The following is a 13,255-nucleotide window of genomic DNA, read 5'->3' on the forward strand; positions in this document are numbered from 1 at the left end:
AGGTTCCGCTTGTATGCGATCCATCTGGGTGTTCGGCGACCAGCTGAATCGGCGCATCGGTGCGCTGGCCGATGCCGATCCTGACGACACGCGGATCGTGCTGGTGGAGAGCGAAGAGCTGCTGGACCGAGGCCGCCACGTGCAGCGAGTGCACCTCGTTGTCACGGCGATGCGTCGCTTCGCGATCGAGCTCGAGGACGCCGGATTCGAGGTCGATCTGCGTCTGGCCCCGACCATCGCCGATGGGATCCGTGCGCACATCGACGAACTCGATCCGAGTGAGGTTGTTGCGACGGAACCCAACTCCCGGCGGGCGCAGGCACTGTGCGAACGGCTCGACGTGACGCAGGTTCGATCGAACCAGTTCCTCTGCCACAAGGACGATTTCGCGGCGTGGGCGGCGGATCAGTCGAGCATGCAGATGGAGCGCTTCTACCGGTGGCGGCGCCGCGAACTCGGCTATCTGATGGACGACGACGAACCGGTCGGGGGTACCTGGAACCACGACGCCGACAATCGGCAGCCTCCGCCGGACGATCCCTCGATCTTCACCGACCCGCAGACCTCCGAGCTGGACGAACTCGATGCCGAGGTACTCGACTCGCTACCCGCCGGCCACGGTGCGCAGCCCGTCGGCATCTGGGCGACGTCGCGCCGCTCGGCGCTGGCCCGCCTCCGTCACTTCGTCGACCACGAACTGGTGCGGTTCGGACCCTACGAGGACGCGATGACCCACCGATCGTGGAGCCTGGCCCATTCGGCGCTGAGCCCCTACCTCAACCTCGGGCTCCTGCTGCCCGGCGAGGTGTGTGACAGGGTCGAGGAACGCTTCCGCAACGGCGACGTGCCCATCAACTCCGCCGAGGGCTTCATCCGTCAGGTGATCGGCTGGCGGGAGTACGTCTGGGGGCTGTACTGGCTGTGGCCCGACCACGCCGACTCGAACCATCTCGGACACCGACGGGAACTGCCCCCCATGTTCACCGGCGAGGCCGACACCGAGATGCGGTGTGTCGCCGATGTGCTGGATGGCCTGCACGAACGGGCGTGGGTGCACCACATCCCCCGACTGATGGTCCTGTCGAATCTGTCCAACCTCTACGGCATCCATCCCCGCCGGGTCATGGACTGGATGTCGGACAACTACGTCGACGGTGCCGAGTGGGTCATGGTCCCCAACGTGATGGGCATGGGGCTGTGGGCCGACGGTGGGCGGATGGCGACCAAGCCCTACATCTCCGGTGGTGCCTACATCAACCGTATGAGCGACTACTGCAGCGACTGCCGCTACGACCACAAGGCCCGCACCGGAGACGACGCGTGCCCCTTCACCACCCTCTACTGGGACTTCCTGGCCCGCCATGAAGAGAAGCTCTCCGACAACCACCGCCTCGCGCGCCCCCTCGCCAACATGCGGCGGCTCTCGGATCTCGACGAGGTCCGAGACCGGGCGTCCACGGTCGTCCGCAGCATCCGCGACGGCCGTATCTGAGCTGGGTGGCACCTCTCGCCTCCAGCCGCCTACCGCTCGTAGACGTACTCACTCGTGATGGTCACGTCGGTCTGGTCCATCTCGAGCATCTTGGCGACGGTGTCGACCATGCGGCCGATGTTGGCCTGGAAGCGATCATCGTCGCCGACCGCATCGAAGAAGACATGCGGATCGGTCATCGCCTCGAGGGGAAACGCCTCCTCGACGATCGCCGCCCAGGGCTGGGCCGGGCCTGCCATCTGGCGCACGATCTCGTTGCGGACGTACTGGAACGTCGACTGTGTCTCGATCGCACAGGGGCGCTGCTCCTCGTGCCAAATGCGGATGAACTCGTCGTAGTCGAGCCCCTCCCTGCGGACGATCCCGGTGACCTGCACCATTCCGGGCGTTCGCTCCCCCGGCGCGGCGACGTGTGCGGTGTTGACGATCGGCACCGATTCCACCACGAGGAACGAAGCCAGATCAGCCGCATGGGCAGCGAGCACGGCCTCGATCGGGCCTCGATCCTCGCTGCACTCGACCCAGTACGACACCATCGCCGACTTGGGTGGTGGCGCCGGGTTCATCCGCAGCGCCTCACCGTCGACGTCGTCGTCCTCGACACACACCTTGAGCTTCCGAGCGCCGAGATCGACCATCGGCGGAACGGCATCGCGCAACAGCGCATCGGCGAACTGCTGCTTGCTCGACCCTTCCGGCTTCCACAACACGGTCACGATCTTTTCCACGACGCCCCCTGGTTCGTTGCGAGTCTGCCAGAGTCGGCCGCAGACCACGCGACCGCCGGGTCATGGTCAGATGTCGAATTCGACCTCGCCGTCGTTGTTGCCGGACAGGTCCGACTTGGCGACATTCACCGAACCGGAGCCACCCTCCGCCTCCACGCCCCACTCGCCGTTGTCGGACAGGGTGGACTTGTCGACGGTCACGACGACGGCACCGCCGTCATCCTCGACAGCCTTGGCTCCCGAGCCTTCGGCGCCGGTCGACGTGGTCTTGGACAGCTTCACCGTCACGGTGCCTGACCCGTCGCCGTCGGCGGACTCGACCTCGATCTGGTCGTTGCCGGCGTCCTCGAAGACCGACTTCGAGATGTCCGCAGTGTTGTCGCCAGGGCCGGCCTCGGACGCCTTGTAGCCCTCGTCGCCGTTGCGGGCGGCCTCGGTCTTGGCGACGATGCCCACGATCGACCCTTCGCCGGCCTCGTCCATGTCCATGCCCTCGTCCCGGTTGTCGTTCACCTCGGAGCGAGACACGGAGACGATCAGGTCGCCGGCGTCCTCCTCATCGATGTCGAAACCATCGTCGAGGTCCTCGATCGTCTCCCCGAAGTCGTCGCCGCAGAGCTCTTCGACTGTGCACGTGATCGCCACGGTGTCGCCGTTGTCGTTGAAGGAGGAACGGTCAACTGTCGCTTCGACCGAGCCGTCGCCCTTCTCGTCGAGTTCGACACCGTCGGCGAGGTTGCCATCGAATGTCGAACGGTCGAGATCGGCGACGAGGTCGCCGGCACCGCCCTGGTCGACACGCAGACCGTCGAAGTCCTGGGGGCACCCCGTGTCCTGGCTGATGTCGTATCCGTCGAGTTGACCGGCACCCGTGATCGTCGAACGGTCCACCGTGATGTCGATGGAGATGCCCGAGTCGACCGGATGAGGGTCGACACAGGTCGGATGGATGAAGTCGTCGGTGTTGTACCCGGTGGTCGCCTGACCATCGACGAGTACTCCGTGGAACTGGGCGTCGGTGACGTTGACCTTGTCCAGGACGATCTCCACGGTGCCCGACCCTTCGGGGAGGAACACGGCGAGCCCGTTGTTGAAGCTGTCGGCAAAGGTCAGACGCCGGACCGTGAGGTCGCCACCAGACTCGGAGACGAACAAGCCGGAATCCCAGGTATCGGTGTCGGCAGTCGCCATCGCGCCCGAAATCGTCGCACCCCGCCCGACGAGCGTGAGGTCCTGAACGCCGGAGTACCGGACCTCTGTGCTCAACTCGATGACGGCGTTCGGCGCGAACACGATCTCGCTGATGGACGGGTCCGCGTTGGCGGCCTCGACGGCTGCGAGAAAATCGGCCTGGCTGGATACACCTGCCGCAGCCGCCTGGGCGGGGTTGGCCAACAGGCCTGCGCCGGCGAGAGACAACGCGGCGAGGGCGGCGACGAAACGGATCTTCATGGTTCTCCCAAGTGAGCTTCGATGTTGCTGAGGAGGTCTTATCGCTCCGTACTGGACCCTGGGCGAACGTGCGGGAGTCAGCGAGTGAACATCACGTGGCTGTCATCCGGCGGGCCGTTCTCGATCATGCCCGTCAGCCTCGGCGATGCGAACCTCGCGTAGCGTTGGCGCGGCGTCCGACGTCGGTTCGCTGACGAGTCTGCCAGACTCGACCATGACCTCATTCGAGCTGACCCCGCTGAGTCGAGCCCTGGGTGCCGAAGTCCGCGGGATCGACCTGAACGCGACGACTGACTCCGATGTCGAGCAGATGAAAGCCCTGCTTCTCGAACACCTGGTGTTGTTCTTCCCCGGTCAAACGATCACCCTCGACGCCCACGTGGCACTGGGGCGCCGGTTCGGCGAGCTGGAGGTCAACCCGAACCTGCCCGGGCCCGACGGTGCCCCGCCCGAGGTCGTCGAGCTGCGGGCGAGCTGGGGCGGGACCGCCGACGAATGGCACACGGACGTGACGTTCCTCCCGCAACCCTCGGTGCTGTCGATCATGCACTTCGTGGACGGGCCCACCCTGGGTGGCGACACGATGTGGTCCAACCAATACCTGGCCTTCAGCGAGTTGAGCGAACCGCTGCAAGAACTCCTTCGCGGCCTCAGTGCGCTCCACGACGCGACTCCCCATGGCAAGCCCGAGATGACGGCGGTACATCCGGTCGTGCGCACCCATCCCGAGTCGGGCCGGGAATCCCTGTTCGTGAACGAGCACTTCACCCGTCGAATCGTGGAAATGAGCTTCTCCGAGAGCCAGATGCTGCTCGAGCACCTGCGCCAGTGGTCGAGCCAGGAACGGTTCACGGTTCGCTATCGATGGACGCCGGGGACCGTCGCCATGTGGGACAACCGCTGTACCCAACACTTCGTGGTCAACGACTTCGAAGGTGAGCGAGTCATCCAAAGGGTGACCGTCCTCGGTGACACACCGGCTGGACCGGGCCCACGATGGGCACCTTTCTCGAGCACGCACGTCGGCGCAGCGTCACTGCACGACCTCCCCCTGAAGCGACACCTCTCGACCAAGGATCATCCCGTCTCCTGACCGACAACTCCTGCGCGCCCGTGCAGACCGGACTCCTGTCGAAAACTTCGAGCCTGATCATTTTCTTGACTCAGTACATAATTTGTGCTGAAGTGCACTTCGTGGACGAATCGAACGAGCCCGACTTCGCACGACAATTGCGAGATCACGGCTTGCAGGTGACGGCTCAGCGAATCGGTGTGATGGAGGCTCTGGCTTCACATCCCCACGCCACCACCGAGGAGGTCGCCGACGCCGTCCGCGGCAAGCTCGGTGCAATCTCCCGCCAGGCCGTATACGACACACTCGGAACCTTCGTCGAGAAGCAACTCGTGCGCCGTATCCAACCGAGCGGGTCCGCCGCCCGATACGAGGACCGGGTGGGTGACAACCACCACCATCTGGTTTGTCGCGGTTGCGGCGTGATGTTCGACATCGACTGCGCCGTCGGCGACACCCCGTGCCTCACTGCTGACGACGACCACGGTTTCGAGATCGACGAAGCCGAAGTCGTCTATTGGGGCCGCTGCCCCACCTGTCGGATCGGCTGATCCGGCGTCCCGCCCATTGCAATCAAACCGGTTCCCCAACCGCTTCTCCAGGAGAGATTCATGACCGACCAACCCTTCGACATCAACGACAGCGAGCGCAGGTGCCCCGTGCTCGAACATGACCACGCCGCTCGTGGCAGCTCGGCGAACCAGCACTGGTGGCCCAACCAGCTCAACCTGAACATCCTCCACCAGGGAAACCGCATCGCCGATCCGATGGACGAGGACTTCGACTACCCCACCGCGTTCGAGTCGCTCGACTACGACGCACTGAAGGCCGACCTCCACGCCCTGATGACCGACTCGAAGGACTGGTGGCCGGCGGACTACGGCCACTACGGCCCCTTCTTCATCCGCATGGCGTGGCACGCCGCGGGCACCTACCGCACCCACGACGGGCGCGGCGGTGGCGCCACCGGTACTCAGCGATTCGCTCCCCTCAACAGCTGGCCCGACAACGGCAACCTCGACAAGGCCCGCGCCCTGCTCGAGCCGATCAAGAAGAAGTACGGCAACAAGATCTCATGGGCCGATCTGCTGCTGCTCACCGGCAACGTCGCCCTCGAGTCGATGGGTTTCGAGACGGCCGGGTTCGCCGGCGGCCGGGCCGATGTCTGGGCACCCGAGGAGGACATCTATTGGGGTCCCGAGACCGTCTGGCTCGACGACGAGCGCTACAGCGGCGACCGAGAGCTGATGGAGCCGCTCGGCGCGGTGCAGATGGGCCTCATCTACGTCAATCCCGAGGGCCCGAACGCCAATCCCGACCCGGTCGCATCCGGGCGTGACATCCGCGAGACGTTCCGCCGAATGGCGATGAACGACGAGGAGACCGTCGCACTGGTCGTCGGCGGTCACGCCTTCGGCAAGATGCACGGCGCCGGCCCCGAAGACCTCATGGGCCCCGAGCCCGAGGGCGCGCCGATGGAGCAGCAGCTCCTGGGCTGGAAGAACGGGTTCGAGTCAGGGGTGGGCATCCACGCCACGACATCCGGGTTCGAAGGGGCCTGGAATTCCACCCCGACCCAGTGGGACAACAACTATCTCGAGACGCTGATGGACAACGAGTGGGAGCTCACCGAGAGCCCCGCCGGCCACAAGCAGTGGACCGCCCCGGCCCTCGCCGGCACCGTCCCCGATGCCCAGCGCGACGACGTGAAGCACGCGCCGGTCATGACGACCGCCGACATGGCGATGAAGATGGACCCGATCTACAACGAGATCTGCACCCGCTTCCGCAACGACCGGTCCCTGCTCGACCGGGCCTTCGCCGACGCCTGGTTCAAGCTCACCCACCGCGACATGGGTCCCAAGGTCCGCTACCACGGCCCCGAGGTCCCCGCCGAGGAACACAGCTGGCAGGACCCGATTCCGGCCGGTGACACTCTGTCCGATGATCAGGTGTCGGCGGCCAAGGCAGCGATCATGGACGCCGGCCTCAGCATCACCGACCTGGTGAGCACCGCTTGGGCGTCGGCATCGACCTATCGCGGTTCCGACATGCGGGGCGGCGCCAACGGCGGCCACATCCGCCTGTCGCCGATGAAGGAGTGGGAGGCCAACAACCCGGCCGACCTGAGCCGGGTACTCACCGCCCTCGAAGGAGTGCAGTCGGGCCTCGGCTTCGATGTCTCGATGGCCGATCTCATCGTCCTCGGTGGCACTGCCGCGGTCGAGGCGGCGGCCGCCGCCGGTGGGAGCAGCATCGCCGTCGACGTGAGCACCGGTCGCGGCGACGCCACTCAGGAGCAGACCGACGAGGAGAGTTTCTCGTGGCTCGAGCCCCGCTGGGACGGCTTCCGCAACTACCTCGGCAAGGGCAACGCCCACGTCGCCGAGCACCTGCTGGTCGACAAGGCCCAGCTCCTCGGCCTCTCCGCTCCGGAGATGGCCGTGCTGGTCGCCGGCCTGCGCGTCCTCGGCGTCACCACCGATGGGCACGGTGTGCTCACCGATCGTGTCGGCACCCTCAGCAACGACTTCTTCGTCAATCTGATGGATCTCGACACCGAGTGGACCGCCTCGGCCTCGGCCGAAGGCGTGTTCGAGGGCAAGGACCGAGCCACCGGTGCAGCCAAGTGGACGGGCACTCGCAACGATCTCGTGTTCGGTTCCAACTCGATCCTGCGAGCGATCGCCGATGTCTACGCTGCCGACGACGCGGGCGAGAAGTTCCTGAAGGACTTCGCCGGCGCTTGGGCCAAGGTCATGGACGCCGATCGTTTCGATCTCGGCTGAGCAGTCCACAAGACGCCCCACCGGACGGCCTCGGCCGCACCGGTGGGGCGTTTGCCTTTTTGCTTCGAGCACGTCGATCTTCTCTTCGAGCTGGGCCGACCGTCGTCAGAGGTCGACGATCTCCTCGAAGACGTCACCAAGGCGTTCCGAGAGTCGCTTCTTTCGTTTCCGCTTGCCGGCGCGGTCGTGTCGGTCGTCGTCGAGATGTCGGTCATTGCGGTGCTCGTCATCGTGCGCCATCGATCGATCGGTGTTCGGTCGTCGTGGCCGATCGTTCGTGTCCGATCCGATCCGGTCGAGTTCTCCTCGGTCGAGCCAGACGCCGCGGCAGCGAGGGCAGATGTCGAGTTCGATGCCGGCGTGGAAGGTGATGTCGAGAACGGTGTCGAGACAGAGTGGGCAATGCATGTGATGGGGTCGCTCCTCCTCAGAGGTGCTCGATCTCGCGCCGTGCGAGTTCGAGGGATCTCAGGTCGATGTCGAGGCGTTCGAGGTGCTCGGACAGATCATCGTCTGATCGCGACTCGAGGGTGCTCGCGTGGACGGCTTGCACAGCGAGGAGTTCGACGTCGGCAACGGTGTCCACGAGTTGTCGGGCGATGAGGTCTCTGCGGTTGGCCATGTCGTTCACTGCGTCGAAGCGATGTCGAAGCCTGTCGATGCGCTTCTCCACGCTGGAGCGGTCCGCACCGGGTCCCGCGTATCGACGGTCGCGCAGGGCGGCTTTGAGTTCGCTGGCGGTCTGGTCGACGCCGAGTTGATCGAGCGAGTTGTCGAGTTGCTGCTGGGCGGCGTGGGTGTCGGTGAGAGCGCGCTGCAGATCCTGGAGTCGATCGTCGAGCCAGGGCGGCTGTGGTCGGGACCGGATCAGCTCGGCTGCGGCATCGAAGCGTTGCTGCCATTCCGGAATCGGTGCTGCTGGTTGGGCTTGTGGTTTGCGTCGGAGCATCAGAAGTCGAAGAGTTCGCTGAGCAACGATTCGCGCTTGCGTCGTTTTCTGCCGCCGCCCGATGAGCTGCGTTCGTCGTCCCAGTCATCGTCGTTGTCGTAGCGTCGGCGGTCATCGGCACGATCACGATCACGATCGTCGGAACGTTCCGGTTCGCGTCGGGGCGGCGGTGCGTCGCGTTCGATGATCTTGTCGAGTTCTCCACGATCGAGCCAGACGCCGCGACACGTCGGGCAGTAGTCGATCTCGACGCCGGAGCGTTCGGCCATGACGAGGTTGGATTCGGGGCAGGTCGGGCAGTTCATCGCTGTCTCCAAGGGGTCGAATACACCAGTGACCGACTCACAGGTCGGCGCGTGATGTGCGGTTGAGGTACTTGTTGATCTCGAGGACCACGAGCAGCGCGGCGCCGAGGCCGATACAGATCCCGAGGTCGGCAGCCCCGAGCGGGTCGAGGTCCAGGAAGTCATTGAGCGGGGTGTAGAGCGCTGCGAGTTGAAGAGCGACGACCACGCCGGCGATGGCCAGCATGAGACGGTTGGAACCGAGTCCGATGGTGCGCAGCGACTCCGTTCGCGATCGCGTGCCGAAGGCCTGGAAGACCTGCATGAACGCCAGCGTCGTGAAGATCATCGACTGCCATTCCGCTTGGCCGGTTTCTCGATAGATGAAGCCGATACCGAGCGAGGTGACGCCGATGAGCGCACCGATCCAGAGCGTCTGGCGGCCGAGCCCGCCGGCCCACAGGCTGGCGCCGGGCCGATGCGGGGAACGCTGCATGACCGTGGGCTCCGGTGGCTCCACTCCCATCGACAGGCCCAGCAGGCCGTCGGTCATCAGGTTCAGCCACAGCAACTGCAGCGGAAGCAGCGCGACGGCGGCGTCGAGTTCACCCCCGGCCAACAGGTACGGGATGGGCCAGCCGAGCATCACGATGATCTTGCCGAGGTTGCCGGCAACGGCGAAGCCGACGAAGCGGCGCAGGTTGTCGTAGATCACCCGACCTTCTTCGACCGCGGCCACGATGGTCGCGAAGTTGTCGTCGCGCAGCACCATGTCGGATGCCTCTTTGGTGACGTCGGTACCTGTGATGCCCATCGCGACACCGATGTCGGCCTGCTTGAGCGCCGGAGCGTCATTGACGCCATCGCCCGTCATGGCAACGACCTGATGTTGCTGACGGAGCGAGCCGACGATCCGCAGTTTGTGTTCGGGCGAGACACGAGCGAACACCGAGACTTCTGAGGCAGCGGAGTCGAACTCGGCATCAGTCAGCTGGTCGAGGTCGGATCCGGTCAGCACGCGGTCGTCGGTGGCGATACCGAGTTGCTCCGCTATCGCCTTGGCTGTCAGAGGGTGGTCGCCGGTGATCATCACTGGACGGATGCCAGCCGACCGGCACACAGCAACCGCGTCACGGACCTCGCTCCGAGGCGGGTCGATGATGCCGACCAGACCGATGATCGTGAGCGACGACTCGGCTCCGGCGACCATCTCCGCAACGACCATCTCCGCAACCGGTGATGAGGGATCGCTGAACGAGCGGACAGCCACGCCGAGCACACGGATACCTGCCGCAGCCATCTCATCGTTCGCGGCGAGCAGACCGGCGCGGTGTCGGTCGTCGAACGCGACGACCCCGTCCTCGGTCCATATGTGATCAGCGTGGGCCACGAGGCCATCGATGGCGCCCTTCGCGAACGCGACCGGGCGGGTGCTGTCGATCCCATCGAAGAGCGTGGCTGTCGCAGGGGACGCGGCGATGGGACCGTGGACGGTGCTCATGCGCTTGCGGCCCGAATCGAACGGGTTCTCGCCGATCCGCGGCACCTCGGCCCGCAGTTGCTTGATGTCGATGCCGGCGTTGGCCGCAAGATGGAGGAGCGCGGTTTCGGTGGGGTCGCCGATCATCGACAGCGTGCCGTCGCTGTCGTGGTCGGCCTCACCGTCGTTGCACAGCGCAACGGCAGCCACCAACAGACGTTGTGCTTCGCCCCAGGTTGCGATGTCGACCGGTTCTCCTGGTTCGACGATGGTGCGCCGGTCCGCGACATGCAGCTGAGTCACGGTCATCTTGTTCTGGGTGAGTGTCCCGGTCTTGTCCGAGCAGATCACCGTGACCGAGCCGAGCGTTTCGACGGCAGGCAGCTTGCGAATCAAGGCGTTGCGGCGCAGCATCCGTTGCGCACCGATTGCCAGCGTGAACGTCACCACCGCCGGCAAACCCTCGGGGATCACTGCGACTGCGACGCTGATCGCCGTGAGCACCAGGTTCGAAGCGGACTCACCTGCGAGCGCACCCATTGCGACAACCAACGCGGCGACGCCGACCCCAACGAGCGCGAGCTGCTTGCCGACCCGGTCGAGGCGTTCCTGAAGTGGCGTCGCCTCGACCGCGACACTCTGCAGAAGGGTGGCAATGCGGCCGAGCTCGGTGCTCATGCCGGTCGCGACGACGACACCCGCCCCCCGGCCGGCAGATACCTGCGTCCCACTGAACGCCAGGCACCGTCGGTCTCCGAGCGCGACGGAGTCGCCGTCGATCGGCGCAGTGTGTTTGTCGACCGGTTCGGACTCGCCGGTGAGGGCGGCCTCCTCGACCCGGAGGTTCGCGACCTCGATCAGTCGGACATCGGCGGGCACGACCGTGCCGGCGTCGAACAGCACCACGTCACCGGGTACCAGATCGACCGCAGGGATCTCCATGGTGCGGCCGCCACGGCGCGCTTTCACGATCGGTACCGACATCTGACGCAATGCCGCGATGGCGCGTTCGGCGCGGTACTCCTGGAAGAAGCCCAGCATCGTGAACAGAACGACGATCGCACCGATCGCGCCTGCTTCGAGGAACTTGCCGAGCACCAGCGACAACAGCGCAGCGCCGATCAGGATCAACACCATCACCGCCGACACCTGTTGCCACACGATCCTCAACGGGTGCGTGGAGCCGTTGTCGATCAGCTCGTTCGGCCCGACCTCGACCAGCCGCCGCGCCGCATCCTCGCTCGTCAGCCCGTCAGCCGTGGACTGCTGAGCGCCCAAGGCGGCGTCCACTGACAACCGATACCAGTCGATGGCGTCCGGTGCGGCGTCCGTCGCGCTGGTCGAATCTGTGATCGTGGAGTTCACGATCGGCCTGCCAGTGCTGGGTAGTCGGCCAGGAGCGCCGCGATACGAGCCTCGGTCGGCGGGTGGGTGAGGAACAAGTTCGAGAACTTGACGTCGCGTCCGGTCAACGGGTTCACGATGTACGCGGTCGCCTGTGCAGGCTTGACGTCCATCGGCACCAGGTGTGCGCCCCGTTCGAGTTTCGCCAGCGCGGATGCCAGTGGCCGGGGATCGCCGGCGAGTTCGGCACCGAGCCGGTCGGCTTCGAACTCACGGGACCGTGACAGCGCCATCTGCATCACACTGGCCGCGAGAGGGGCGACCATCGCGAGCGCGATGACGACGAGCGGGTTCGGTGCGTCGTCGTCATCGGTTCCGCCGAACATCGACGCGAACATCGCGAGGTTTGCCACCATCGAGATGCCCGTCGCCACCGCCGCGGCGATCGAGCCGATCAGGATGTCGCGGTGACGCACGTGTGCGACCTCGTGAGCCACCACCCCGCGCACTTCGTCGCGATCGAGCGCCGCAAGCAATCCGTGAGTGACGCACACCACGGCGTTGCGCTCGTTGCGGCCGGTGGCGAACGCGTTCGGCTGTTCATCGGGCGACACGAACAGTCTCGGGGTCCTCATCCCCGCACGTTGGGCGAGCTCCGCCAGATCCGACTGCAACCAGTCGAGCTGACCGGGCTGTACCTGCACGGCACGAGCGGAACGGACCGCGAGTCGATCCGAGAACCAGTACGAGCCACCGACGAGGCCGAATCCGAAGACGGCACCGATCACGATGCCCGTCGATCCACCCAGCAATGAGCCGACCAGGATGAACGAACCAGCCAGACCAGCCAACAGGGTGAAGGTCTTGAATGTGTTCTTGAACACGGGGATTCCTTTCAGCACACGACGAATAGACGTTGCTGAAAGTCTCCCCGCCCGATCGCTCGGACTGGCCACGCCGGCCCCACTACGGGACGTCTTGACGACTGGCCTCGAGGGGTACTCCCCTTCAGTGAGGGAGATGATACAGGTAGAGAATTTCAACACACACGAACTACGAACTTTTTCCCTACCTCTCTCCGCTGTCCGCGACAGTCGGGGGATCAGGAGAAGAGCGTGCACTCAGCTGTCGGGCGAGGAGGCCGCTGAGGTCAGAACGGGTTGCGCCCGGCGGAGTTGGTCCGGACAGGCCTCGTCCCACGGGAGTGCGCCGCCGGGGCCGGGCCACACGAATTGCTGGAGCCGCCACGGCCGGTCGCCGGAGACCGCGACGATCGTCGGGACGAGGTGCGCCAGCTCGGACGGGTCGAGTGTCAGCAGCACGGCCGGCAGGTCGTTGTCGAGCAGCCCGACGAAGGGCGAGTCGACCGGCAGGTCGATCCCGGCCTGGTACTGGGCAACGACGAGGTCGAGAAGACCGCGGGCCTGCGCGGGTTGCATTCCGCAGACGACGATCTCCGGGCGACCGAACGATCCTTCCAGGCCGAAGGTGTGGGTGTAGCCCGCACCCATCGGCGCCTGGCTGTCCGCCGGTCGCACCGGTACGGCGCCCCACCCCCGCTCGTCGAGCATCCACTGGATCTTCTCCGCGTGCGTCATCGGTTCGTACTCGAGGTCGCCCATCTCCCGATGATCGCACGTAGCCATCTCGACAACACGAGTGGGC

At 65.6% G+C, this 13,255-nt stretch carries 12 protein-coding genes; 4 read left to right on the forward strand and 8 right to left on the reverse strand.

What is annotated here, in order from left to right:
* Positions 1-13 precede the first annotated feature (13 nt).
* Positions 14-1,492 (forward strand): cryptochrome/photolyase family protein, encoded by a 1,479-nt coding sequence (locus RIB98_00210; GenBank protein MEQ8839382.1) that lies wholly within the window; start codon positions 14-16, stop codon positions 1,490-1,492.
* 29 nt (positions 1,493-1,521) lie between these two features.
* Here RIB98_00210 and RIB98_00215 read toward each other — a convergent pair whose 3' ends face one another.
* Both RIB98_00215 and RIB98_00220 read right to left on the reverse strand, forming a co-directional pair.
* The gene (locus RIB98_00215; protein MEQ8839383.1) at positions 1,522-2,220 is read right to left on the reverse strand and encodes an EthD domain-containing protein; all 699 of its coding nucleotides are present in this window, start codon (positions 2,218-2,220) and stop codon (positions 1,522-1,524) included.
* Positions 2,221-2,286: 66 nt separating this feature from the next.
* On the reverse strand, positions 2,287-3,672 hold the full coding sequence (locus tag RIB98_00220; protein MEQ8839384.1) for a hypothetical protein: 1,386 nt from the start codon (positions 3,670-3,672) through the stop codon (positions 2,287-2,289).
* 214 nt (positions 3,673-3,886) lie between these two features.
* On the opposite strand from RIB98_00220, the gene RIB98_00225 reads away from it, so the two are divergent.
* Genes RIB98_00225 through katG form a run of 3 tightly spaced genes read left to right on the forward strand, consistent with a single transcriptional unit; the run spans position 3,887 to position 7,533 of the window.
* Positions 3,887-4,765 carry a TauD/TfdA family dioxygenase gene (locus RIB98_00225; GenBank protein ID MEQ8839385.1) on the forward strand — a complete coding sequence of 293 codons (879 nt, stop codon included), beginning with the start codon at positions 3,887-3,889 and terminating at the stop codon, positions 4,763-4,765.
* A gap of 20 nt (positions 4,766-4,785) precedes the next feature.
* On the forward strand, positions 4,786-5,295 hold the full coding sequence (locus RIB98_00230; protein MEQ8839386.1) for a Fur family transcriptional regulator: 510 nt from the start codon (positions 4,786-4,788) through the stop codon (positions 5,293-5,295).
* Positions 5,296-5,355: 60 nt separating this feature from the next.
* Complete coding sequence (katG, locus tag RIB98_00235; protein MEQ8839387.1) at positions 5,356-7,533, forward strand: catalase/peroxidase HPI; 2,178 nt, start codon at positions 5,356-5,358, stop codon at positions 7,531-7,533.
* Between the two features lie 105 nt (positions 7,534-7,638).
* On the opposite strand, the gene RIB98_00240 is transcribed toward katG, so the two are convergent.
* From RIB98_00240 to RIB98_00265, 6 genes are all read right to left on the reverse strand, one after another.
* On the reverse strand, positions 7,639-7,941 hold the full coding sequence (locus RIB98_00240; GenBank protein ID MEQ8839388.1) for a zf-TFIIB domain-containing protein: 303 nt from the start codon (positions 7,939-7,941) through the stop codon (positions 7,639-7,641).
* A gap of 19 nt (positions 7,942-7,960) precedes the next feature.
* Positions 7,961-8,482 (reverse strand): hypothetical protein, encoded by a 522-nt coding sequence (locus tag RIB98_00245; protein ID MEQ8839389.1) that lies wholly within the window; start codon positions 8,480-8,482, stop codon positions 7,961-7,963.
* Positions 8,482-8,787 carry a zf-TFIIB domain-containing protein gene (locus RIB98_00250; GenBank protein MEQ8839390.1) on the reverse strand — a complete coding sequence of 102 codons (306 nt, stop codon included), beginning with the start codon at positions 8,785-8,787 and terminating at the stop codon, positions 8,482-8,484. Before RIB98_00250 ends, RIB98_00245 begins: the two co-directional genes overlap by 1 nt.
* Before the next feature lie 37 nt (positions 8,788-8,824).
* Positions 8,825-11,611 (reverse strand): cation-translocating P-type ATPase, encoded by a 2,787-nt coding sequence (locus tag RIB98_00255; GenBank protein ID MEQ8839391.1) that lies wholly within the window; start codon positions 11,609-11,611, stop codon positions 8,825-8,827.
* The gene (locus RIB98_00260) at positions 11,608-12,474 is read right to left on the reverse strand and encodes a M48 family metalloprotease (protein MEQ8839392.1); all 867 of its coding nucleotides are present in this window, start codon (positions 12,472-12,474) and stop codon (positions 11,608-11,610) included. Before RIB98_00260 ends, RIB98_00255 begins: the two co-directional genes overlap by 4 nt.
* 237 nt (positions 12,475-12,711) lie before the next feature.
* Entirely contained in the window at positions 12,712-13,212 is a 501-nt protein-coding gene (locus tag RIB98_00265) for a DUF4262 domain-containing protein (protein ID MEQ8839393.1), read from the reverse strand.
* Between the last annotated feature and the right edge of the window lie 43 nt (positions 13,213-13,255).

It is taken from the genome of Acidimicrobiales bacterium (genome assembly GCA_040219515.1).
Taxonomy (GTDB): domain Bacteria; phylum Actinomycetota; class Acidimicrobiia; order Acidimicrobiales; family Aldehydirespiratoraceae; genus JAJRXC01.

Coding starts and splice junctions, on each gene's coding strand:
- RIB98_00210 (MEQ8839382.1), top strand. CDS start 14: ATGCGATCCATCTGGGTGTTCGGCGACCAGCTGAATCGGCGCATCGGT.
- RIB98_00220 (MEQ8839384.1), bottom strand. CDS start 3,672: ATGAAGATCCGTTTCGTCGCCGCCCTCGCCGCGTTGTCTCTCGCCGGC.
- RIB98_00225 (MEQ8839385.1), top strand. CDS start 3,887: ATGACCTCATTCGAGCTGACCCCGCTGAGTCGAGCCCTGGGTGCCGAA.
- katG (MEQ8839387.1), top strand. CDS start 5,356: ATGACCGACCAACCCTTCGACATCAACGACAGCGAGCGCAGGTGCCCC.
- RIB98_00240 (MEQ8839388.1), bottom strand. CDS start 7,941: ATGCATTGCCCACTCTGTCTCGACACCGTTCTCGACATCACCTTCCAC.
- RIB98_00245 (MEQ8839389.1), bottom strand. CDS start 8,482: ATGCTCCGACGCAAACCACAAGCCCAACCAGCAGCACCGATTCCGGAA.
- RIB98_00250 (MEQ8839390.1), bottom strand. CDS start 8,787: ATGAACTGCCCGACCTGCCCCGAATCCAACCTCGTCATGGCCGAACGC.
- RIB98_00265 (MEQ8839393.1), bottom strand. CDS start 13,212: ATGGGCGACCTCGAGTACGAACCGATGACGCACGCGGAGAAGATCCAG.